23 protein-coding genes are annotated in these 23396 nt (G+C 60.6%); 15 read left to right on the forward strand and 8 right to left on the reverse strand.

What is annotated here, in order from left to right:
- Positions 1-5 precede the first annotated feature (5 nt).
- Both Q362_RS0106190 and purD read right to left on the reverse strand, forming a co-directional pair.
- Positions 6-641 (reverse strand): L-threonylcarbamoyladenylate synthase, encoded by a 636-nt coding sequence (locus tag Q362_RS0106190; protein ID WP_028317982.1) that lies wholly within the window; start codon positions 639-641, stop codon positions 6-8.
- Positions 638-2410, reverse strand: a complete 1773-nt coding sequence (gene purD, locus Q362_RS0106195) for a phosphoribosylamine--glycine ligase (RefSeq protein WP_028317983.1) — start codon at positions 2408-2410, stop codon at positions 638-640. Before purD ends, Q362_RS0106190 begins: the two co-directional genes overlap by 4 nt.
- 219 nt (positions 2411-2629) lie before the next feature.
- Here purD and Q362_RS0106200 point away from each other — a divergent pair, with 219 nt between their 5' ends.
- Complete coding sequence (locus Q362_RS0106200; protein ID WP_028317984.1) at positions 2630-3220, forward strand: TetR/AcrR family transcriptional regulator; 591 nt, start codon at positions 2630-2632, stop codon at positions 3218-3220.
- A 64-nt stretch (positions 3221-3284) separates the two neighbouring features.
- Here Q362_RS0106200 and greA read toward each other — a convergent pair whose 3' ends face one another.
- From greA to Q362_RS0106215, 3 genes are all read right to left on the reverse strand, one after another.
- Positions 3285-3770 (reverse strand): transcription elongation factor GreA, encoded by a 486-nt coding sequence (greA, locus tag Q362_RS0106205; RefSeq protein WP_028317985.1) that lies wholly within the window; start codon positions 3768-3770, stop codon positions 3285-3287.
- 155 nt (positions 3771-3925) lie between these two features.
- Positions 3926-5113 carry a DegT/DnrJ/EryC1/StrS family aminotransferase gene (locus Q362_RS0106210; protein WP_028317986.1) on the reverse strand — a complete coding sequence of 396 codons (1188 nt, stop codon included), beginning with the start codon at positions 5111-5113 and terminating at the stop codon, positions 3926-3928.
- 53 nt (positions 5114-5166) lie between these two features.
- Positions 5167-6159, reverse strand: coding sequence for a sigma-70 family RNA polymerase sigma factor (locus Q362_RS0106215; RefSeq protein WP_028317987.1), 993 nt, complete (start codon positions 6157-6159; stop codon positions 5167-5169).
- Positions 6160-6366: 207 nt separating this feature from the next.
- Here Q362_RS0106215 and lepA point away from each other — a divergent pair, with 207 nt between their 5' ends.
- The gene (gene lepA, locus Q362_RS0106220; protein WP_028317988.1) at positions 6367-8160 is read left to right on the forward strand and encodes a translation elongation factor 4; all 1794 of its coding nucleotides are present in this window, start codon (positions 6367-6369) and stop codon (positions 8158-8160) included.
- Here the strand turns inward: lepA and yihA are convergent.
- Genes yihA through hisI form a run of 3 tightly spaced genes read right to left on the reverse strand, consistent with a single transcriptional unit; the run spans position 8144 to position 10266 of the window.
- Positions 8144-8779 (reverse strand): ribosome biogenesis GTP-binding protein YihA/YsxC, encoded by a 636-nt coding sequence (gene yihA / locus Q362_RS19395; protein WP_051553759.1) that lies wholly within the window; start codon positions 8777-8779, stop codon positions 8144-8146. The genes lepA and yihA overlap by 17 nt on opposite strands.
- A gap of 35 nt (positions 8780-8814) precedes the next feature.
- Positions 8815-9687: an ATP phosphoribosyltransferase gene (gene hisG, locus Q362_RS0106230; RefSeq protein WP_028317989.1), complete on the reverse strand. Its 873-nt coding sequence runs from the start codon at positions 9685-9687 to the stop codon at positions 8815-8817.
- Positions 9688-9726: 39 nt separating this feature from the next.
- A complete protein-coding gene (gene hisI / locus Q362_RS0106235; protein ID WP_342670228.1) occupies positions 9727-10266 on the reverse strand; it encodes a phosphoribosyl-AMP cyclohydrolase in 540 nt (179 codons plus the stop codon).
- A gap of 121 nt (positions 10267-10387) precedes the next feature.
- Between hisI and Q362_RS0106240 the strand changes: the two genes are divergently transcribed.
- The 13 genes from Q362_RS0106240 (at position 10388) to dnaB (ending at position 23381) form a co-directional block, all read left to right on the forward strand.
- Positions 10388-10828: an FKBP-type peptidyl-prolyl cis-trans isomerase gene (locus tag Q362_RS0106240; protein ID WP_028317991.1), complete on the forward strand. Its 441-nt coding sequence runs from the start codon at positions 10388-10390 to the stop codon at positions 10826-10828.
- 299 nt (positions 10829-11127) lie between these two features.
- Positions 11128-14016, forward strand: a complete 2889-nt coding sequence (locus Q362_RS0106245; protein WP_028317992.1) for a hybrid sensor histidine kinase/response regulator — start codon at positions 11128-11130, stop codon at positions 14014-14016.
- 41 nt (positions 14017-14057) lie between these two features.
- Entirely contained in the window at positions 14058-15776 is a 1719-nt protein-coding gene (locus Q362_RS0106250) for a methyl-accepting chemotaxis protein (RefSeq protein ID WP_028317993.1), read from the forward strand.
- Between the two features lie 60 nt (positions 15777-15836).
- Entirely contained in the window at positions 15837-16319 is a 483-nt protein-coding gene (locus Q362_RS0106255; protein ID WP_028317994.1) for a chemotaxis protein CheW, read from the forward strand.
- 47 nt (positions 16320-16366) lie between these two features.
- Positions 16367-17500, forward strand: a complete 1134-nt coding sequence (locus tag Q362_RS0106260; protein ID WP_028317995.1) for a protein-glutamate methylesterase/protein-glutamine glutaminase — start codon at positions 16367-16369, stop codon at positions 17498-17500.
- Between the two features lie 25 nt (positions 17501-17525).
- On the forward strand, positions 17526-18362 hold the full coding sequence (locus Q362_RS0106265; RefSeq protein ID WP_028317996.1) for a CheR family methyltransferase: 837 nt from the start codon (positions 17526-17528) through the stop codon (positions 18360-18362).
- A gap of 38 nt (positions 18363-18400) precedes the next feature.
- Positions 18401-18970 (forward strand): response regulator, encoded by a 570-nt coding sequence (locus Q362_RS0106270; RefSeq protein WP_028317997.1) that lies wholly within the window; start codon positions 18401-18403, stop codon positions 18968-18970.
- A 5-nt stretch (positions 18971-18975) separates the two neighbouring features.
- Positions 18976-19395, forward strand: a complete 420-nt coding sequence (locus Q362_RS0106275; protein WP_028317998.1) for a MazG nucleotide pyrophosphohydrolase domain-containing protein — start codon at positions 18976-18978, stop codon at positions 19393-19395.
- A 121-nt stretch (positions 19396-19516) separates the two neighbouring features.
- Entirely contained in the window at positions 19517-19942 is a 426-nt protein-coding gene (rpsF, locus tag Q362_RS19400; protein ID WP_035215808.1) for a 30S ribosomal protein S6, read from the forward strand.
- 42 nt (positions 19943-19984) lie between these two features.
- Positions 19985-20224, forward strand: a complete 240-nt coding sequence (rpsR, locus tag Q362_RS0106285; protein ID WP_028317999.1) for a 30S ribosomal protein S18 — start codon at positions 19985-19987, stop codon at positions 20222-20224.
- A gap of 15 nt (positions 20225-20239) precedes the next feature.
- A complete protein-coding gene (locus Q362_RS0106290) occupies positions 20240-21202 on the forward strand; it encodes a DUF2232 domain-containing protein (RefSeq protein WP_028318000.1) in 963 nt (320 codons plus the stop codon).
- Positions 21203-21285: 83 nt separating this feature from the next.
- Entirely contained in the window at positions 21286-21747 is a 462-nt protein-coding gene (rplI, locus tag Q362_RS0106295; RefSeq protein WP_028318001.1) for a 50S ribosomal protein L9, read from the forward strand.
- Positions 21748-22013: 266 nt separating this feature from the next.
- Positions 22014-23381 carry a replicative DNA helicase gene (gene dnaB, locus Q362_RS19405; protein WP_245590172.1) on the forward strand — a complete coding sequence of 456 codons (1368 nt, stop codon included), beginning with the start codon at positions 22014-22016 and terminating at the stop codon, positions 23379-23381.
- Positions 23382-23396: the final 15 nt, after the last annotated feature.

Below are 23396 nucleotides of genomic sequence, written 5' to 3' on the forward strand. Positions count from 1 at the left end.
CTCGTTCATTGGTTCTGGGAAAAGTCCGCGACGCTCGCGCGCACCGCGGCAAAGGCGATCCTGCCTTCCCGGATGCACAGGAGTTCGCCCCGGTCCAGGCCGACCAGCGTTGAACCGGCGCCGCCGGGCGCGACGCCACCGTCGACGATCAGATCGATCTCGTTCTCGAATATCCTGCTCACCTCGCGGGCGGACACTGCCGCCGGGAACCCGGTGATGTTGGCACTGGTGGCGGTCACCGGGCCGCCGAAAGCGGCGATGAGGGCCGCCGCCGTCTCGTTCGGCGATCGGCGCACGCCGACGGTACGGGTGTTGCCGGTCAACTGCGGCGGCAGGGAAGGCAGGGCCGGGCAGACCAGGGTCAGGGGCCCGGGCCAGAAGCGCTCGATCAGCCGGTGGTAGACAGCCGGAATCTCGCCGGTCAACAACGGCAACTGGTCGCAACCGGCCACAAGGACGAGAATCGGATGGTGGCGCGGCCGCCGTTTGATGGCGAACAACCGGTCCAGGGCCCGGCAATTGAACGGATCGACCGCCAGACCGTAGTACGTCTCGGTGGGAAAGGCGACCACTCCGCCGGCCCGCAGCAGGTTGGCGGCATGGGCAAGCCCTTCCCGGTCGGCTGCGACAGGCCAGTTCACCCGTTCAGCGCCTTGTTTTTCGCCGTGACCTCGTCGGCCATGGTCCGGGCATGCCGGTCCAGTTTTTCCTTGAGGTCGCTGTCGCCGAGCGCCAGGATGCGGGCGGCCAGCACCGCCGCATTCTTGGCGCCGGCCTTGCCGATACCCATGGTGGCGACCGGGATGCCGGGCGGCATCTGCACCGTGGACAGGAGGGCGTCGAGCCCGTTCAACGCGGAAGCATCCAAAGGAACCCCGATCACCGGCAAGGTGGTATGGGCCGCCATGACGCCGGCCAGATGGGCGGCCATGCCCGCGCCGGCGATGATCAGCTTAAGCCCGCGCTGCCGCGCGGTCCTGGCATAATCGCAGGCCTGTTCCGGCGTCCGGTGGGCCGAGGTGATGCGCATCTCGAAGTCGATGCCGATTGATTGCAGAAAATCGGCCGCGGCCTGCATGACCGGCAAATCGGAATCGCTGCCCATCACGATCCCCACCACGGGTTGACGGCTTCTGGTGAGGCGTGCCAGCGCCCGGTGGCCGATGTCGCAGCGGTAGGAGCATCCCTGCCATTGAATTTTTCCGACCGCCGCATAGGCACGGTCAATGGCCTCCCGGATGGTCTCGCCCACAGCGGTCACCCCCAGAACCCGGCCGCCGCTGGTGACAATCCGTCGTCCCTTCATGGCAGTGCCGGCATGGAAGACCTCCACGCCCTCTACCTGCGCCGCTGCCTCCAAGCCGGTGATCGCCCTGCCGGTCTCGTATGTGCCGGGATAGCCCTCCGAGGCGAGGACCACGCAGACCGTGGGACGCGGATCGATCTCCATGCGCACCTGGTCGAGGGTGCCGTCGATGCAGGCTTCGAGGATGTCGACCAGATCGCTCTTCAGGCGCATCAGCAGGGGCTGGCATTCCGGATCGCCGAAGCGGCAGTTGAATTCGAGCACATTGATCCGGTCGCCATCAATCATCAGGCCGGCATACAGCACGCCTTTGTACGGCCGGCCTTCCGCCGCCATGCCACGGACCGTCGGCAGCATCACCTCGGCCATCACCCGCCTGGTCAGCGCCTCGGTCACCACCGGCGCCGGCGAATAGGCGCCCATCCCGCCGGTGTTCGGTCCCTTGTCGCCGTCAAAAATGGCCTTATGGTCCTGCGACGAGGGTAACGGCAGCACGGTGGTGCCGTCGGTGAAGGCGAGAAACGACGCCTCCTCGCCCTTGAGGAACTCCTCGATCACCACCTGGTTGCCGGCGGCGCCAAAGGCCTTTTCCTTCATGATCAGATCGACCGCCTGCTCGGCTTCCTCAAAGGTCTGGGCAATGATGACCCCTTTGCCGGCGGCCAGGCCGTCGGCCTTGACCACGCACGGCACCCCGATGGACCGGATGAATTTCTTCGCCGCGCCCCGTTTGGCAAAGGTTTCGTAGCGGGCGCTCGGTATGTTGTATTTTTTCAGGAAATCCTTGGTGAAAACCTTGCTGCCCTCCAGGATCGAGCCCTTCTCATCGGGACCGAACACGCGGAGGCCGTTTTGCCGGAGCAGGTCGACAATGCCCTTGGTCAGCGGTTCCTCGGGGCCGACCACCGTCAGGTCGATCCGTTCCTTCAGGGCAAAAGCGAGCAGCGCGTCGATATCGCCGGCAGCGATGTCGACGCACCGGGCAAGGGCCCTGATACCGGCATTCCCCGGCGCGCAGAAAATAGCGTCAACCCTGCCGGACTGCTTCAGCTTCCATACCAAGGCATGCTCGCGGCCGCCCCCCCCGATCACCAACACCTTCATGCGCTCCTCCTTGTTGCCTTGATGTGACCAAAAACCTCTTTCCTTCTAATAAACAGCCGCAAGTCTCGTCCAGCAAAATAATGAACCCCTTCCCCTTTCCGCCACCCTGCCCACAGACAAGATCTCGGCATTTTTCTTGACAATTTGCCCGGTAAACTGTTAGTTTCGGAATGAGGATTCATTCATTTTTTTCGGCAATTGTCTGTTTCAACATGTTAAATGAAATCAACGGATAAACATAGGAAGATCATTCGCGCCGCCACCAAGGTTTTCGCCAAGAAAGGCTTTTTCAACGCCAGGATTTCCGATATCGCCAAGGAAGCCAAGGTGGCCGATGGAACTATCTACCTTTATTTCAACAATAAGTTTGACATTCTCCTTTCCGTTTTCGAACAGGAAATCGGCAAGCTGATCGAACACGTCACCCTGCTCCTGGAGAAAGAAGCCAACTCCAAGACCAAACTGGAGATCTTCATCACCAATCATCTCGAGGAGATGAAGAAAAACCGCTACCTCGCCGAGGTCATCCACATCGAGCTGCGCCAGACGACCAAGATCATCAGGGAGTACAGGAAAAACACCTTCAACGAGTACCTGAAGATCGTTGCCGCCATTATCGAGCAGGGGCAGGAGGATGGAACCTTCCGCAAAGATATCCAACCGGACATCGTCCGGCAGGTTGTTTTTGGTGCCTTGGATGAAATTTCCAGCAACTGGCATACGGACAATACCTGCCCTTATACCATAGAAGAGGTGAGCGCCCAAATGACCAGTCTCTTCCAGACCGGTCTGCTGGCGCCGGCCGCCTGAACACCGCCGAAGGGCTTTCCTCGTCCTCCGGCGGCGATGCGGGCATCCTATCCGCGCCTGCGGCTCACCGCATGGTCGAGGAGGCAATCGTGATGATCTCGAATTCGCGTATCCCGCCGGGTGTCTTGGTCATCACCTCATCGCCCACTTCCTTGCCGAGCAGCGCTCGGCCCAGAGGCGAGAAGACCGAGATCGATCCTTTCTTCACGTCAGCCTCCTCGGGCCCCAGAAGCTGGTAGGTGACTTCGATTTCGGTGGTCAGGTCCATCAGGGTGACAACGGTCCCGAAAACGGCCCGATTGGTGGAAACCTTGGAGCAATCGATGAGTTCGGCCCGACTGATCTTGTCCTTGAGTTCGAGGATTCGCCCTTCGACCAGGCTCTGTCGTTCCTTGGCCGCATGATATTCGGCATTCTCGCTGAGGTCGCCGTGCGCCCTCGCCACTTCGATCGCTTTGACAATTTCAGGGCGTTCCACCCGTTCAAGCCGTTCCAGCTCGTCCCGAAGTTGCTGATTTCCAGTCAAGGACATCGGGATACGTTCCACCATTGCTCCTCCTCCTATGGGTTGCTGCCGACGAATTAAAAGAAAGAAGAAAGCGTTGGGATCGCCCAACGCTTTCCGGTACCATTTCCTTATGGTCAATACTTCAGTGACGGTGCATCACGCACCCGCGCCGAATCGGCGGCGGCCTGACCGCCGCCTTATCCGGCACGATAAAACTTCCGAATGGTTTCAACCACGTACACCAGTTGCTCGTCCGTGAGTTCGGGGAAGATCGGCAGTGCCAGCGAGCGGGCGGCCGCCTGCTGCGCCACCGGGAAGGACTGCCGCTTGTACCTTTCCGACCGCAGGCATTCCTGCTGGTGCAGACAGAGGGGATAGTAGATCTCGCATCCCACGGAATGCTCCTGCAGGTACTGCCGCAACCGGTCCCGTTCAGGGACGAGAATGACGAACTGATTGTAGATGTGATGATTGTGCCGCTCGGCCCCCTGAACGCCGGCATGGACCGCCTGCGGCAGGGTGACTTCGTTGCCGGCCAGTCCGGCCTCGCCAAACAGTTGGCGGTAGCGGTCGGCATTGCGCCGGCGGGCCGCATGCCAGCTGTCGAGATGCGCGAGCTTGACCGTCAGCACCGCGGCCTGGATTGGATCGAGTCGAAAATTGCCCCCCACCCGGGAATGGTAATACTTCGGTTCCGCCCCGTGGTTGCGGTTGGACCGCACGATTTCGGCGAACTGCCGGTCGGAGGCGGTCAGCATGCCGCCGTCGCCGATACCGCCCAGATTCTTGCTGGGGAAAAAGGAGAAACAGCCGCACAATCCCATCGATCCGGCCCGGTGCCAAGTCACGGCGCCGTTTTCCTCGTACGGGCACTCGGCACCGATGGCCTGGGCGGCATCCTCAATCACCGGCACGCCGTATTCGGTGGCCAGGGCCATGATCCGCTGCATATCGGCGCATTGTCCGTAGAGGTGCACCGGAATGATCGCCTTGACGCGACTGCCGTTTCTGCGGTCCGCCGCCAAGGCCTCGGCCATCTGCTCGGGGTCGATATTGAAACTCTCCGGTTCGATATCGACGAACAGCGGCTGCGCGCCCACCCGCAGAATGGTACCCATGGTGGCGAAAAAGGTGTAGGGGGTGGTGAGCACGAGATCGTCCGGCCCTATGTCCAGAGACATCAGCGCCACCAGCAGGGCGTCGGTTCCCGAACTGAGCCCCACCCCATGATCCGCGCCACAGTATCGGGCGATGTTCTGCTCCAGGGTGGTGACCTCGGGCCCGAGGATATAGCCGGTGGAATCGATCACCCGGGTGACGGCTTCGAGAATCTGCGGACGCAACGTGGCCAGTTGCGGTTTCAAGTCAAGTAACGGTACATTCATCGGTAAACAACGGACAGATAATGGGTATGGGGGGAAGGAGAAGAGCGAAGCGGTCAGGAATACTGGCCATCCGGTCCGGCAGCGAGAATGACGCCGTCGCCGCTGAGGAAATCCTGGATGTCAGGCATTTCTTTTTCGAACTGTTTCCGCAATTTTTTCAGTAAATTAGCCTCGATTTGCCGGACACGTTCACGGGAGATGTTGAATTCATCGGCAATGGTTTGCAGGGTTTTGGGCTCGTCGCTGAGCAGACGGGTATTGAGGATGACCTGCTCCTTGTCGTTGAGCCGGGTGCTGAGATCGGCAAGAATGACCGCCAGCCGCTCGCGCATCTCCTGGCTGGCAACCATCTCCTCGATACCCGGTCCGTCGTAGGGCAGGAAATTTTTCTGTTCATCCTCGGAATCGCTGCGCACCGGGGCTTCCAGGGAAACGTCCCAGTTGTCCATACGCTGGCCCATCTCGATCACTTCGCTTTCCTTGACGTTCAACCGTTCGGCCAACAGCTTGACCTCGGGTTTGAACCCCTGCGACTCCAGGAATTTTTTCTCCTTGTTCAGGCTGAAAAAGAGCTTGCGCTGGGCCTGGGTGGTGCCGATTTTGACCAGCCGCCAGTTATCCATGATGAATTTGAGGATATAGGCGCGGATCCAATAGGCGGCATAGTAGGAAAACTTCACTCCCCGGTAGGGATCGAATTTCTTGGTCGCCTGGACCAGGCCGACATTGCCTTCCTGGATGAGGTCCATGAAGTTCTGCATCCAGTACTTCTGGAAATCCATGGCCACCTTAACCACCAGGCGCAGATTCGAGGAAACCAGCCGATAGGCGGCGTCGGGGTCGCCGGTCTCCTGGAAGCGCACGGCCAGCTCCTCAGTCTCCTCCCGGCTGAGCAGCTCATACTGGCTGATTTCCTGGAGATAGCGGTGCAGGGCCGGATTGCTGAGCGCGGGCAGGTTGTCGTCCTGGCTGGTCAGCATCAGGGCATGCTGGCGCGGCTCGTCCACTTCCATGTCCAGATTGTCGGTTTCGCTCTGATCGCTCATGCTTCGTGGCCTGTCGTAAGAAAACACAACCCTGCAAGGAGTGAGGGCTCGCATGCAGGGTTTCTCTTCCAGCCTACCCGAAAACCAAAAAAAAAACACTTGAATATGACAGGGATCGGCGGAAGAGTTTTTTTTTGTGGCAATCTATGCTATGGATACCCGCTTCAACGACAGCCCCTCTTCGTTTCACGAGAATTTCGTTTTCCCATGCATACCATACGGAATTTCAGCATCATTGCGCACATCGACCATGGCAAGTCCACCCTTGCCGACCGGATGATCCAGCTCTGCAACATCGTCACCGACCGGGAATTCAAGGACCAGATCCTCGACACCATGGACATCGAACGGGAGCGCGGCATCACCATCAAGTCGCAGACCATCTGCCTCCCTTTTACTGCCGAGGACGGCGAGACCTACACCCTGAACCTGGTCGACACGCCCGGCCACGTCGATTTCAGCTACGAGGTTTCCCGGGCCCTGGCTTCCTGCGAGGGCGCCCTGCTGCTCATCGACGCGGCCCAGGGCATCGAGGCCCAGACCCTGGCCAATCTCTATCTGGCCATGGAGAACGACCTCGAAGTCCTCCCGGTGATCAACAAGATCGACCTGCCGGCCGCGGAGCCGGAAAAGGTGGCGGTGCAGATCGAGGAGGACCTGGGACTCGACGGCGCCACCATCCGGATGTGTTCCGCCAAGACCGGCCAGGGGGTGCGGGAGCTGCTCGATGCCGTGGTCCGGCTGCTGCCGCCGCCCGAGGGCGATCCGGCCGAGCCGCTGGAAGCCCTGATCTTCGATGCCCACTACGATCCCTATCGCGGCACGGTCATTTCGGTGCGGATCGTCAACGGCACGGTCAGGACTGGCGACCAGATCGTGTTCATGTCCAACGGCGCCGAGTACCGGATCGAGGAACTGGGCATCTTCCGCCTGCGCCGCGAGCCGCGCCAGCAGCTCGCGGCCGGCGAGATCGGCTACCTCATCGCCGGGGTGAAGACCGTCTCCGACACCCGGCCCGGCGACACCGTCACCCTCAAGGAGCGCCCCTGCCTGGCGCCCCTGCCCGGCTTCAAGGAGGTGCAGCAGGTCGTTTTCTCCTCGCTCTACCCCATCGCCACCGACGAATACGAGGAATTGGCCACCGCCCTGGAAAAGCTGAAACTCAACGACGCCGCCCTCACCTTCCAGAAGGATTCCTCGGCGGCGCTCGGCTTCGGCTTCCGCTGCGGCTTTCTCGGCCTGCTCCATCTCGAGGTGGTACAGGAACGGCTGGAACGCGAGTTCGACATCAACCTGATTCTGACCGTACCCACGGTCAAGTACAAATTCTACCTGCAGAACAAGACCATGCTCGAGGTCGATAACCCCTCCTATTTCCCTGACCCCGGTTCGATCGTCCGCGTCGAGGAGCCGTACATCAAGGCCACCATCCATATCCCCGAGCGCTACATGGGGGCGGTCATGACGCTCTGCATGGAGCGGCGCGGCGAAAACACCAAATACCACTACCCCATGCCCGGCCGGATCGAATTCACCTGCGAACTGCCGCTGGCCGAGGTGATCTACGATTTCTACGACCGGCTCAAGTCCGTGACCCAGGGCTACGGCTCCTTCGACTACGAGCTGATCGACTACCGGCCCAGCGACCTGGTCAAGCTCGACATCCTGGTGAACGGCGAACAGGTCGACGCCCTCTCCCAGCTCACCCACCGGTCCAAGGCCAGGGAACGGGGCCTGAAGGCCTGCGAACGGCTGAAGGAGGAAATCCCCCGGCAGATGTTCAAGATCGCCATCCAGGCGGCCATCGGCGGCACCATCATTGCCCGGGAAACCATCTCGGCCCTGCGCAAGGACGTCACCGCCAAGTGTTACGGCGGCGACATCACCCGGAAGCGGAAGTTGCTGGAAAAACAGAAGGAAGGCAAGAAGCGAATGAAGACCGTGGGCAATGTCGACATTCCCCAGCGCGCCTTCCTCGCGGTCCTCAAATCGGATCAGTAGGCGGAGAAACTTCGGCGGCCGGGGCGGCGATCCCGGTCGATCCGGCAAAGGCGGCCAGCCGCTGGCGGAGGGCCTCCACGCCCTGGCCGGTCCGGGCGGAAAAGAGAAGACGCTCGCCGGCGGTCAGATTCAGGCCGGCATCGAGGGCGGCCGCGTTTTTTTCCTGCTGGTTGCGGGACAGCTTGTCCGCCTTGGTGTAGACCGGCAGAAACGGCTTGCCCAGAGCGCGCAGCCAGTCTATCAACTCGCGGTCCAGGATTTTCAGTTCATGCCGCAGATCGATGATCACCACCACGCAGGCCAGGGTGACCCTGGTTTCGATATAGCCGGAAATCAACCCCTGCCAGCTCTGGCGGACCTGTTGCGAAACCCTGGCAAACCCGTATCCGGGCAGGTCGACCAGGTAGAGGCCGTCATCCACCAGGAAATAGTTGAGGCTCTGGGTCTTGCCCGGCTTGGCGCTGGTCTTGACCAGATTCGTCCGGCCGACCAGCCGGTTGATCAGGCTCGACTTGCCGACGTTGGAGCGGCCGGCGAAAGCGATTTCCGCATGCGCCGACGGCGGCAGCTGCCGGTCGGCGTAGGCGGACAGGAGAAACCGTACCTTGCCGAAGTCCATTCGTTTCCCCTCCCGGCCCACGGCCGCCGCGTTCTTCAGATGACCTTGTTCAGGGAATACTCGATGATGCCCTCGGCGCCGGCCTTCTTCAGCTTCGGCACCAGATCGCGTACCTGATGCTCGGAGATGACCGTCTCCACCGAAAACCACTCCTGCTTGTATAACTGGGCCACGGTCGGCGCGTTCAGGCTGGGCAGCATGGCGATCACCGCCTCCAGCTGCTCCCTGGCGACGTTCATCTTCAGGCCGACGATCCGGTCGGCGCGCAGCGCGCCCTGCAGGAGCATGGCGATGTTCTCGATCTTCTCGCGCTTCCACGGATCGGCCATGGCGGCCTTGTTGGCGATCAGCTGGGTATTGGACTGCATCATCTCGTGGATGACCCGCAAGCCGTGGGCGCGGATGGTCGACTCGGTCTCGGTGACCTCGACGATGGCGTCGGCCAGGCCGGACACGGCCTTGGCCTCGGTGGCGCCCCAGGAAAAGGTGATGTCCACGGTGAGCCCGCGCTGCTCGAAAAATGTGCGGGTGACGTTGACCAGCTCGGTGGCGATGCGTTTGCCGTCCAGCTGTTCGACCCTGGTGATGTTGGAGTCGCCGGGCACGGCGATCACCCAGCGGGTGGGTTTCCTGCTGACCTTGGAGTAGACCAGGTCGGCGATGACGGCCACGTCGGACTCGTTCTCCATGGTCCAGTCCTTGCCGGTGATGCCGGCGTCGAGCATGCCCGATTCCACGTAGCGCGACATCTCCTGCGGCCGGCAGATGGAGCAGGACAGCTCGGGATCGTCGACTTCGGGGAAATAGTTGCGCGAGGCCAGTTTGATCTGCCAGCCCGATTTCGCGAACAGGGCGATGGTGGCGTCTTCCAGGCTGCCTTTGGGGATACCCAGTTTCAGTACATTCATGGTGATACCTGTTGAATCAATGCGTTCGTCTTGAAAATGTCATTTGCCGCCGTAAACCGCATCCGGATCGAACACCCGCTCCTGCTCGCAGACCACCAGGCGGTCGCCTTCCACCCGGCGGTAAAAACAGCTGCGATAGCCGGTGTGGCAGGCCGCCCCGCCCAACTGCTCGACCTTGTACACCACCGTGTCCTGATCGCAATCGACCAGAATTTCCTTGATGAGCTGCACGTGGCCGGAGGTTTCCCCCTTCAGCCACAGGCTGGCACGGGAGCGGCTCCAGTAGTGGGCCTTGCCGGTGGCCAGGGTTTTCTCCCAGGCCAGGCGGTTGATATAGGCGAGCATGAGCACCTCGCCCGTTTTGAAATCCTGGACAACGGCGGGCAGCAGCCCGTCGGCTGCCTTGGTAAAAGCGAGTTCGATCATGATGTTCCTGTGCAAGCAAGAGGTGCGTCGCGTTCGAGCGCGAGCGTTGGGAAACCAACGGCCCCTCCCCGAACCGAAGCCGGTGGGGAGTCTCCGGCGCGTGACAACCCTCATCTCTCCGGTTTTGGCACGGCATAGGTGGGGTTTGCACATTTATGCCTTCAAGGCCGCTTTGTCAAGTCCTCAGTCGCGCACCGGGGTTCTTGTCAAACGCCGGAGCAATGGCTATAATGGCTCTCGCCTCATCAACGTCTCTAGCCAAGGATCGTTTCCCATGCGCCCTGTCCAGTTGTTCGACGTCGTCTCGGTCAGTTACACCGCCACCTTGCCCTCGGGCGAGGTGATCGAGTCCGCTCCGGCGGAGAAACCACTCACCCTGGCCATAGGCTCGGGCCGGATCCTCAAGGCGGTCGAGGCGTCCCTGCTGGGCATGGAGGCGGGACAAACCAAAACCGTGCATATCCAGCCCGAGGACGCCTTTGGCCCGTATCTCCAGACGCTGGTGCAGGAGGTCCCCCGCACCGCTTTCGCCGGCCGCGTCGATCCCAGGCCCGGCATGCTCCTTTCGCTCGCCATGGAAAAGGACGGAGCCACGCATCAGGTTCCCGCCACGGTCCTCGCCGCCGGCAACGAAACCGTGACCGTCGATTACAACCATCCCCTGGCCGGCAGGGTCATCACCTACACGGTCACCCTGCACGCCATCGGCAACTGACGGGGCCTTTCGCCGTATCGATGACCGCCCCGCCGACGACGGGAGCCGTACCCCTCCGGCTTGTCGACCGTCTTTTTTTCTCCGGTGCATGCGGATCCTTCCGCTGCCGGCCATGAACCGATCATGCGCGAATTCTCTGCCTTTTCCGAGAACAAGCACCCTCCGAAAAATACCTGTACAATCACTTTCGGACACGTACAATATTTATAAGATGTAAAGATTCCCAATGGGTTCGAGAAAAAAACAGCTGCGGATCGTTTCGGGCCGGCACAGCACCACCGTATTGAGGGAGAACCGACATGTCTATCGAAGATGATGAAATATTGCAGGGATTCATAGAAGAATCGCTTGAGCATTTGGCTGACATCGAAAACGATCTGCTCGCCATCGAAGAGGGGGGCGCCGACATCGACGTCGAACTGGTCAACAAGGTCTTCCGGGCCGCCCATTCCATCAAGGGTGGAGCCGGATTCATGGGATTGACCGTGATCCAGGATCTGGCGCATGCCGCGGAAAACGTCCTGGGGCTGATCCGGAGCGGCAAGCTGGTTCCGAACCCCGACATTATCAACGTACTGCTCTTGGCCGCCGATGAATTGCAGCGTTTGATCGAGGATGTCGGCAACAGCAACGCCGTCGATATTTCCAGCCATACCACTGCATTGAACATGATCTTCGAGAACGGGGAAGCGCCGGCCGGAATCTCGAAGAATCCACGACCGGAACGGGCGCCGGTGGCCCCCGAGGCGGGCGCGGCCGAGGCGTCGGCGGAGGAGATGACCGAACCGGAGCCACAGTTCAATGCGGAAATCGTCGAGGTCATCGAGGAAATGCCGATCGATATCGAGGACGAACCGATGGACGAGCACGATTTTGAGACCGAGCACACGGCCGCAGCTGTGGAGGCGGCAGGAACGACGGCGCGCCGTGCCGCGGCCAGCACGCAAAAGACGGATACCAGCATCCGGGTGACGGTCAGCCTGCTCGATCAGTTGATGAACCTGGCCGGCGAACTGGTGCTGTCCCGCAACCAGTTGCTGCAAACCATCACCTCCGGCGACGTGCGCAACGCCGAGGCGGTGGGGCAGCGCATCGATCTGGTGACCTCGGAACTCCAGGAAGCGATCATGCTCACCCGCATGCAGCCCATCGGCAACGTGTTCAACAAATTCCCGCGCGTGGTCCGCGATCTCTCCAAGAAACTCGGCAAGCAGATCGACCTGACCATCGTCGGCAAGGACGTCGAACTCGACAAGACCATCATCGAGGCGATCAACGACCCCCTCACCCACCTGATCCGCAATTCCGTGGACCACGGTATCGAAACACCGGCGGACCGAGCCAAGAAGGGCAAGGATGTCCGGGGGTTGATCGTCCTGAAAGCCTACCATGCCGCCGGCCAGGTGGTGATCGAGATCAGCGACGACGGCAAGGGCCTCGACGGCGACATGATCGCGGAAGCGGCGGTCAAGAAGGGGCTGATCACCGCCGACCAGGCCAAGGTGATGTCGGAGAAGGAACGGATCAACCTCATCCTCCTGCCCGGTTTTTCCACCGCCAGGGAAGTGACCGACGTCTCCGGCCGGGGCGTGGGCATGGATGTGGTCAAGACCAACCTCGACCAACTGGGCGGCTCCATTGAGATGGATTCCGAGGTCGGCAAGGGCACGACCATCAGCATCAAGCTCCCCCTGACCCTGGCCATCATTCCCTGCCAGATCGTCATGACCGGCGGGGAACGCTATGCCATTCCCCAGGTGAATCTGGAGGAGTTGCTCCGCATTCCGGCGGCCAAGGTCAAGGAACGGGTGGAGCGGGTCGGCGATGCCGAGGTGGTCCGCCTGCGTGGCAATCTGCTGCCGCTGATCCGCATGGCCGACGTCTTCGGGATCGATCCCACCTATTACGACCCGGTGCAGGACGAAACCCTGCCCGACCGACGGCGCAACGTCGCCGACCGCAGATCCAAGTCCACGCCGCTCTTCAAGGACGAGGACGCGCCTCCCGCCGAACCGAGGAGCGGCGAACACGACCGGAAGCGCTCGGGAGTCGAACGGCGGCAGAGCGCCTCCAGCGCGCTCAACATCGTCGTGGTCTCGACCGGGGCCATGAAATATGGTCTGATCGTCGACCGGCTGCACGACTCCGAGGAAATCGTCATCAAGCCGCTGGGCCGGCATCTGCAGCAATGCCAGGGATATGCCGGGGCCACCATCATGGGGGACGGTCGCATCGCCCTGATCCTCGATGTGTCCAACATCGCCCGCATGGCCGGTCTCACCTCGCTCGACGGGTCCGAACGGGCGTCCGAACTGGCCGAGGCCGCCAAGGAGGCGATCACCAAATCCCGCGACAAGCAATCCCTGCTCACCTTCTCCAGTTCCGCCCACGAGCACTTCGGCGTGCCGCTCAACCAGGTGGAGCGGGTCGAGAAGATCAAGCGGCAGGATATCGAAGAGGTGGGCGGCCGGCGGGTCATGCAGTACCGGGGCGGCAGCCTGCCCCTGGTCAGCATCGACGAGGTGGCCTCGGTCATGCCCCTGGACGACCGGGACGACCTGTTGGTCATCGTCTTCCGACTCGCCGGCAAGGATGTCGGCCTGCTGGCCATCGGTCCCATCGACGCCATCGAGGTCAGTGCCGACATCGACGACATCACCCTGAAGCAACCGGGGATCATGGGCTCAGCCATCATCGGTAGCCGCACGACCATGCTGGTCAATATCTTCGAAATCATGAAGATTTCCAATCCGCAATGGTTCGAGGACCATGCCGCCTACGCGGAAATCCAGGCCGATGAGACCCAGGCCCCGACCATTCTGATCGTCGAGGATTCCAACTTCTTCCGCAACCAGGTCAAGGGGTACATGGAAGAGGCGGGATTCAACGTGATCGAAGCCGAAGACGGCCGGGTCGCCTGGAATGTTCTCGAACAGCAGGGGAACGACATCACCATGGTGGTCACCGATATCGAAATGCCCAACATGGACGGGTTCACCCTGACCGAAAAGGTGAAGGGCGACAAGCGGTTTCAGCATATGCCGGTCATTGCCCTGACCACTCTGGCGGCGGACGAGGATATCGCCCGCGGCAAGGCAGTGGGCGTGGATGAATACCACATTAAGCTGGACAAGGAACGGCTGATGGAAAGCGTCCACCGCTATACCAAAGCGGCAATGGCCGCTTAAGCAGCATCCTGCATCCATGCAAGGGCGGGAAGGAGAAACGCATGCGGTTGACCAGCGTGAGCATCAAGTGGAAAATTCTGACCCTGGCCCTGCTCGGCCCGCTTGTCGTCGCAGTCTTTCTTGCCTGGCAACGGATCGGCGACATCCGTTCCGGAGCCGAGGAGGCCATCATTTCCAAGAGCCACGGCATCGTGCTCATGGCCGAAGCGGTCCGCGAACAGATGGCGAAAAAGCTGCAAAGCGGGGTGCTGAAGCCCTTTGACCAACTGGACGCCGGCAATATCTTGGAGGCGGTACCGGTGGTCACGGCCATGCGGGTGGCCGCCGCCAAGGCCGAGGAGGCCGGCTACACCTTTCGCGCTCCCAAGGTCAAGCCGCGCAATCCGCTGAACACGCCGACCGATCTCGAGTTGCAGGTACTGGCGGAACTGGAACGCGACAACCTGAGCGAAAAAATCATCATCGAACCCAACCAGATCCGCTATTTCAGACCCGTGCGGCTCTCCGCCGAATGTCTGTACTGCCACGGCGATCCGGCGGGGAGCAAGGATGTGACCGGCGGCACCAAGGAGGGCTGGCATGTCGGCGAAATGCACGGCGCCTTCGAAATCATCAGCTCCCTCGAAGAGGCCAACCGTGCCGTGGCCAGGGCGCGCTGGCACGTGGCGGTGTCGGTGACGGCGACCTTGGCCGTCATTGCCCTGCTGTGCATCTACCTGCTTCAATCGGGTATTATCGGGCCCCTGCGCGAAGTCAACGGCTTTATCGACCAGATCGCCGTCGGCGACCTGAGCGGGCGGATCGTTCCCCGGAGCGGGGATGAAATCGGCAACATGGTCAGCCAGTTGAGCGGCATGACCGTGAAGTTGAACCGCATGATCAAGGAAATTTCCGGTGCCGGCGAAGCGCTCCTGGCGTCGTCGGGCACCCTCGGCGCCTCGGCCGACGAATTTGCCCACGTCGCCGGCGATACCGCCACGCGGACCATGACAGTGGCCGCCGCCGCCGAGGAGATGAGCGCCAACATGTCGACCGTGGCCGCGGCCGCCGAACAGGCGGCGACCAACATCGCCCTGGTCGCCACCACCACCGGAGAAATGACCTCGACCATCAATGAGATCGTCACCTCCACGGAAAAGGCGCAGGAGATCACCAAAGCAGCTGTCCGCGAGGCGGGGTCGGCCTCGGAGAAAATCGATGCCCTGGGCCGGGCGGCGGTGGAAATCGGCAAGGTGACCGAGACGATCACCGAGATTTCCGAGCAGACCAACCTGCTGGCGCTCAACGCCACCATCGAGGCGGCCCGGGCCGGAGAGGCGGGTAAGGGTTTTGCCGTCGTCGCCAACGAAATCAAGGAACTGGCCAAGCAAACGGCCCTCGCCACCGGCGAAATCAAGAATCGGATCGATTCCATCCAGGAATCCACCGATGCGACGGTCGAGCAGATTCAACAGATCACCCGGGTGATCGACGAAATCAACACCATCGTCGGCACGATTGTCACCGCGGTGGAGGAGCAGTCGGCCGCCACCGGTGAAATCGCCGAGAACATCGGCCAAGCCTCCATCGGCATTCAGGAGGTCACTGAAAACGTGGCGCAGGTATCCACGGTATCGGGCACCGTGGCCAGGGATATCGCCGAGGTCAGTCAGGCCGCCGACTCGATTTCCGGGGAAAGCGCCAGGATGCGGACGAACGCGGCCGAACTGACCGCCATGGCGAAACAGTTAAAAAACCTGGTACAGCATTTCAAGGTCTGAGCGAACAGGCAAAAAAGCCGTACCCACGGATACTTCCTTCAAGCACGCTGGAGACAATGCATGGCTGAATCAAACAAGGAGATGAAAAGCACCACCATCGAACTGGCCACCTTCTACGTGGGCCATGCCCTGTGCGGCATGGACATCCTCAAGGTCCAGGAAATCAACAAACTCATGGAAATGACCAAGGTGCCGCAGGCTCCGGACTACATGGTCGGGATTCTCAATCTGCGCGGTCAGATCGTCACCATCATCGATCTGGGCCAGAAACTCGGCCTGGGCAAGGTGGAGATCAGCAACGAATCGCGCAATATCATCATCAACGCCCCCGGCGAGCACGTCGGACTGTTGGTCAGCAAAATCAGCGATGTCGTCATGGCCAATCCGGACCGCATCGAGCCGGCGCCGGCCAACATGAGCGGCATCCAGGGATCGTTCTTCACCGGCGTCTATAAAACCGAAAACAAACTGATCGGCATTCTCGACATCAAGGAAGTGCTCCGTATCGAATCGGATAACCTCGGCCGGGGGCTTGAACGGTAACGTCGCCTCCGATCCCATCAGATCGCTCCTTTCATTCATCCCTGTTCATGTTCGGTAAAAATATCAGAGTATTGGTGGTCGACGACACCATCGTGTACCGCAAGGCGGTCAGCGACATCCTCGCCGAGATGCCCGGAGTCGAGGTGGTGGGCGTCGCCCATAACGGCAAAATCGCGGTCTCGAAAATACAAAGCCTCAAACCCGATCTCCTCACCCTCGATATCGAGATGCCGGAAATGAACGGTATCGAGGTGCTGCACTATTTACAACAACACGCGCCCCAGGTGTCGGCCATCATGGTGTCCACCCTGACCAGCGAAGGTGGCGACATGACCATGCGGGCGCTCGAGTTGGGCGCCTATGACTTCATCCTCAAACCCAGCGCCACGAACATCAACGAGAGCAAGCAGCATCTCCGCACCCTGCTCACCCCGCTGATCAAGGCCTTCCAGACCGGCCGCACCGCCATCGGCTCCATGCAGGCCGGTGGGCGGACGACCGCACCCCGCAGACCTCCGGCCGCGGCGCGGTCGCAGACGGGAGGGACTCCCGCCGCGGGCAAGACTGCGACGCCACCGCTCGTTCCCCTTGCCCGGCGCCAGGGGAAATCGGAGATCGTCACCATCGGCATCTCCACGGGCGGCCCCAACGCCCTGGCCCGGATGATGCCCATGCTGCCCGGCGACCTGGGGGTGCCGATCGTCATTGTCCAGCACATGCCGCCGGTGTTCACCAAATCCCTGGCGAACAGTCTCAACGGCAAATGCGCCCTGACCGTGAAGGAAGCCCAGGACGGCGAGGCGCTGCACGCAAATGTTGCATATATCGCACCCGGTGGTAAACAGATGAAACTGGTCGCCTCCACCGACGGAACCAATCGGTTGATCAAAATCACGGGCGATCCTCCCGAAAACTCGTGCCGTCCGTCCGCCGATTACCTCTTCCGCTCGGTGGCCGACTACTATGTGGGACGAACCACGGCGGTGATCATGACCGGCATGGGATCGGACGGCACCAAGGGGTTGCAGATACTCAAGCAAAAAGGAGCACTCATTATTGGTCAGGACGAGGAAACCTGCGTTGTCTATGGCATGCCCAAGGCCCCGGCCGAATTGGGGTTGACCGACGTGGTTGCGCCGCTGGACAGAATCGCTGCTGAGATTGTGAAGTCGGTGAAATAACGGATTCCTGCAAACAACGGGCCTCATGCTGAAAATAACCTCGGAAGAAATCAAGCTGATCACCAAATATATTTACGACATTTCGGGAATATATCTTGATGAAAGCAAGAAATACCTCCTGGAAACCCGATTGAACACCATCGCCGAGGAGCAGGGATGCGCCAGCTATCATGAGTTTTATGCCAAGGCCAAGGCGGATGCCTCCAAGGTCATCGAGCGAAAAATCATCGATGCCATCTCCACCAACGAAACTCTCTTTTTTCGAGATGCCAGCCCGTTCCAGCTCTTGCAGCACAAAATCTTTCCCGAACTGATCGATGCCCGCACCCCGAAGACGCCGGCCCTCAAAACCACCCTGAAAATCTGGAGCGCCGCCAGTTCCACCGGCCAGGAACTGTACTCGGTGGCGATCGTGCTCCAGGAATTGCTGGGCGATCTGTCCAAATACACCATCAAACTTTTGGGCACCGACATCTCCGACGCGGCCATTGCCCAGGCCAGCAGCGGCAAATTCAATAAATTCGAGATGGAACGCGGCCTGGCCCGCGACAAGCTCACCAGGTATTTCACCCCTGCGGGGCAGACCTGGAAAATCAGCGATCAGATCCGAGCCATGGTCAACTTCCGGAAATTCAACCTGATGCAGCCCTTCACCGGTCTGGGCAAGTTTGATGTCGTCCTCTGCCGGAACGTGGCCATCTATTTCACCCTGGAAGACCGGAAAAAACTCTTCAATAAAATCGCCGACATTCTTGAACCTGACGGGTATCTGCTCATCGGTTCCACCGAATCCCTCACCGGAATCTGCCCCCGGTTCATTCCCAAGCGGCACCTCCGGTCCATATTTTATCAGCTGCACTGAGCCCGGACAGACAGACCGCAAATGATCAAGGTGTACCTATGAACACGATGACTATTCTTGTTGCCGACGACGATCCGGTGATCCGGAAACTTTTTGAACAACGACTGAAAAACGCGGGATACGAGGTCACGACGGCCGCGAACGGCACCGAGGCGGCCCGCCTGCTCGACACCACCGTGTTCGATGTGGTGATCACCGATCTGGTCATGCCCGGAGCAATCGGCGGCATCGAACTGCTGAAAATAGCCAAGGAGAAACGGGTCGATATCGAGGTGATCGTCATCACGGCCCACTCCTCGATCGACACGGCGGTCGACGCCATGAAAAAAGGGGCGGTCGATTATCTCGAAAAACCGGTTAATTTCGATGAACTGTTTCTCCGCCTGGACAAAATCGCCGAGGTCAGGGCCATGCTGAAAAACGCCGGCGACCTCCGGGAGGCGATGAATGTCACCGAACATTCGGCGGCGCAGACCATTCAGGATCTGGAAATCATCAACTGCAGGCAGCGCATGCTTCTCGACCGGTTGGAGGGCGTGCTCAGCGACGCGCGTTCCAATGTAGACCGCCGCATCGACCGGGCGCTGCACCTGCTGGCGACACGCTGATCGGCATGGAACACGCACCGTCCCGGGAACACGATTGCGCCTTTGTCCGCCTGGAACGGCTGGTCGCCACCCTGCGCGGCCCCGGCGGCTGCCCCTGGGACATCAGGCAGACACCGCCTTCCTTGAAGAAATATCTCCTGGAAGAGTGCCGGGAATTGGCCGAGGCCATCGACAGCGGCGATGAGCAGGCCATTTGCGAGGAGATGGGCGATGTCTATTTCATCTTGGCCATGCTGACCGCCATGTTCGTCGAACAGGACCGGTTTACCTCCGAGGAGGTCCTTGCAGGCATCGTCGCCAAGATGACCCGCCGCCATCCCCATGTCTTCGGGGACGCGACCGTCATCGGCGAACAGGCGCTGCGGGAGCAATGGCAGCACATCAAGGCCCAGGAAAAACGGTCGGGCAAACCATCTCATCCCTAACCTGCTTTTCTCTTGACATTTCCCGTCTCTTTCTACTATTTTGTTCGGCTCATCCAAATACCCCTTCTCGCTCTCACCGTCAGGACAGAAGCGAGGGCCACTCAGACCACGAGGAGGAATCATGCGTCACTACGAAACCACGTACATTCTGCGCCCAAACCTGGGCGAGGATCAATGCACCGAAATCATTGATCGCACCAATGCCATCGTCACCAACGATGGCGGCGCGATCATCTGCCTGGAACGATGGGGGATCAAGCGTCTGGCATACGAGATCAACCGGGAGGTCCAAGGCTATTACGTCTATATGAACTATGCCGCTCCCGGAAAGACGGTCGACGAAATCGAGCGTATTTTCAGGATCGATGACCGGGTTCTCCGTTATCTGACGGTCAAGCTGGGCGACAGCATGAATGCCGAGGCGATCGAAGCCGAAAAACAGCGGATCGAGGAAAAAGCCGCTGCCCGCGCCAAGGCGCAATCCGAAAATACGGAAGGCGACGATTTTGACGGCGGCTCTCTGGAAGAAGAAGCCGCCGAAGAATAATCCGCCGATTTCGCGCTCAGTTCAACGTAAGGAGTTCCGCATATGTCTCAGCAAAAAAAAATGTTCTCCCGTCGCCGCGTCTGCCGTTTCTGTACGGACAAGGAAATTGTCATTGACTACAAGGACGCGAAAACCCTGAAAAATTTTGTCACCGAACGGGGCAAGATCGTCCCCCGGCGCATTTACGGCACCTGCGCCAAGCACCAGCGGCAGTTGACCGAGGCTGTCAAGAGGGCCCGGCAGTTGGCCCTGCTGCCCTACATGGGAAACACCCAGTTTTAACGTATTCCCTTCGGGATGGCCGGTTCCGGGTTCGGGTGGAAGTCCCTGCCGTTTCCACCCGGCCAACTCTTTCTGCTGATCGCCCTGTTCTTTCTGCCGGCGGCGGTGCCTTCCGTGCTGGGATGGCTGACGGGTCTTTTGGCGGCACCCGTGTTCATGCCACTGGCCATCCACGGGTACGCGAGGGGACTGAAGCTGGTGGCCGTCGGTTTGGCCGTGGCGGGCGTAGGCGCGCTGCTGATCCGGCAGTTCGAGATGTTCGTCTTTTCGCTGACCTTGGCACCGCTGGGCATCACGCTTTTCACCAGCGCGCTGGCCGGCGATTCGGCGGCGAGGAGCGGCGCAAAGGGCTTGGCCGCGCTCGGTATCTCCTGGATGTTGTTCTGGACGGCGTACGGAATTCTGTCCGGGATGAACCCGTACGACCTCTTGCTCAAGGCGCTCGACCTCGGTCTGGAACAGACCCTGGAGCTGTCCAGGTCCAAGGAGGCCGGACTCTCCCCGGAAATGGTTCTGGGACTGAGTCAGGCGACCGCCGCCATGCGGGAAACCATCCCCCGCATCCTTCCCGGCCTCCTGCTGGCGATGGTGGTCACCACCGTGTGGCTGAACATGGTCCTGATCAACGGCCTGGCCGGCCGGTTGACCGGTGCCGCCCCCTGGGGACGCTATGTTGCCTGGCGCCTGCCGGAGCATCTGGTCTGGCTGCCCATCGGGGCCGTTGTCGTCCTGCTGCTCGGCACGGGTCTGCTGCAGGATGCCGGCGGCTGGCTGATGATGGTTTCAGGCCTGCTCTATTTCTTCCAGGGCTTGGCCGTGCTCATTGCCCTGCTTGAGCGGTGGCGGGTACCACCGTTCGTGCGCATGATTCTGTACCTCGTCTTCTTCCTGCAGACGTACGGACTGATGCTGCTGGCCGTGCTGGGATTGATTGATGTCTGGTGCGACTTCAGAAAAACAAAGGAAACCAATGCATGACAGCTGAGCGATTCCCCCGACACCGTGCTTCGCGAGGCTCGTTTGATCACTGCAATTACGATACAACAAAGAGGGTCTGATCCATGGAAATCATCTTGAAAGAAACGATTGAAACGCTGGGACAAGAAGGGGAAATCGTCAAGGTTAAACCCGGCTACGCCCGCAATTTCCTGATTCCCACGCACAAGGCGGCTCTGGTCACCAAGGCTTCTCTTGCCCGGCTGGAGAAGGAAAAACAGGCGATCGCCGCCCGCCTGGCCGAGCAGAAGAAACAGGCCGAGGGTCTGGCCGCCCAGCTTGCGGGCAAGGTCGTCACGCTTGGCAAACGGGTTGGCGAGGAGAACCGGCTGTTCGGCTCAGTCACCGGCAACGACATCGCCACCGCCCTCCAGGAGGCGGGCATTGCCGTGGACAAAAAGGCCATCATCCTGGCGGAACCGATCAAAGCCGTCGGCGAGTACACCGTCACGATCAAAACCGGTTACCAGACCAGCGCCACCATTCAGGTCCAGGTCGTTCCGGAAACCGCCGGCGAGACGCTGTAAACCGAGGTTCGGTCTCCGCCCGATCGCCGTGCCGTGACGGACGCTTTGCGAAGCGTCCGTCCGTTCGTGTCGCCCCCCCAACCTGTCCGGACATTTTGTCGTAAGTGCCTTTTCTGTTTACAGAAAAGGCACTTGCATTTTCAACGTGCCATTCCCCGGCCAGGCAGGTATAGTTGCGGCGAAACACATCGTCCACCCCCTTGATGCGCGTTGCTTAAAGTCCCATGCACCAGACCATTCCGGCCACCGCCACACTCTCGGACAGAATGCTTCCTCCGCAGAATATCGAGGCGGAACAGGCTGTCCTGGGAACGATTCTGTTGCAGGACAAGGCCCTGTTGCACGTCGTCGAGTTGCTTTCGCCCGAGGATTTCTATCGTGACGCCCACAAGACGATCTATGCGGCCATGCTCGTCCTGTTCGAACGGCGGGAACCCCACGACCTGATCACGGTCACCGGTCTGCTCAGCGACCAGAACAAGCTGGAAGAGATCGGCGGCGCCTCCTACCTCGCCTCGCTGATCGAGATCATCCCCTTCACCGGCACCCTGGTGCACCATGCCCAGATCATCCGCAAGAAATCGGTTCTCCGCCGCCTGATCCAGACCGCCTCCGAGGTGGCGGCCCGATGCTACGACACCCAGGACGATATCGAATCCCTGGTCGATCAGGCGGAAAAGACCATCTTCGAAATCGCCCATTCCAACAGGGGCCAGGGATTTGAGCCGATGTCGGCGGTGGTGCCGCGGGCCTTCGACCGGATCACCAAGCTGTTCGACCGGCAGGAACACATCACCGGCGTGGCCACCGGCTACGACGAACTGGACCGGATGACCGCCGGCCTGCAACCGGCCGAAATGATCATCCTCGCCGCCCGCCCATCCATGGGCAAGACCGCGCTGGCCATGAACATCGTCCAGCACGCCGCTCTGATCGGCAAGGTGCCGGTGGCCGTGTTCAGCCTGGAAATGTCCACCGAATCCCTGGCCTTGCGCATGCTCTGTTCCCTGGGTCGCATCGATTCCCAACGCATCCGCACCGGCAAGCTCCACGAAAACGACTGGCCGAAACTGACCCGGGCCACCGGCATGCTGTCGGATGCGCCCATCTTCATCGACGACACCGCCGGCCTGACCGTTCTGGAAATGCGGGCCAAGGCCAGGCGGCTCAAGGCCGAGCACGATCTCGGCCTGATCGTGGTCGACTACCTCCAGTTAATGCAGGGCAAGAGCAGTTCGGAAAACCGGGCCCAGGAGATCTCCGACATCTCCCGGTCGCTCAAGGCCATGGCCAAGGAGCTGGGCGTGCCGGTGCTGGCCCTCTCCCAGCTCAACCGCAGCCTGGAAAACCGCACCGACAAGCGGCCCCAGCTCTCCGACCTGCGCGAATCGGGAGCCATCGAACAGGATGCCGACGTCATCATGTTCATTTACCGCGACGAGGTGTACAACCGGGCCGAGGACAACCCGAACCGCGGCTTGGCCGAGATCATCATCGGCAAGCAGCGCAACGGTCCGACCGGCATGATCAAGCTGACTTTTCTCGGCGAATACACTACCTTTGAAAACTATACCGGCCGCCTGCCCGCCATGGACTTCGCGCCCGAGCCGGCGGCAGACTTCGATATTCACTGACCGACACGAACCGCT

The sequence above is a fragment of the Desulfobulbus elongatus DSM 2908 genome, assembly GCF_000621145.1.
GTDB lineage: Bacteria > Desulfobacterota > Desulfobulbia > Desulfobulbales > Desulfobulbaceae > Desulfobulbus > Desulfobulbus elongatus.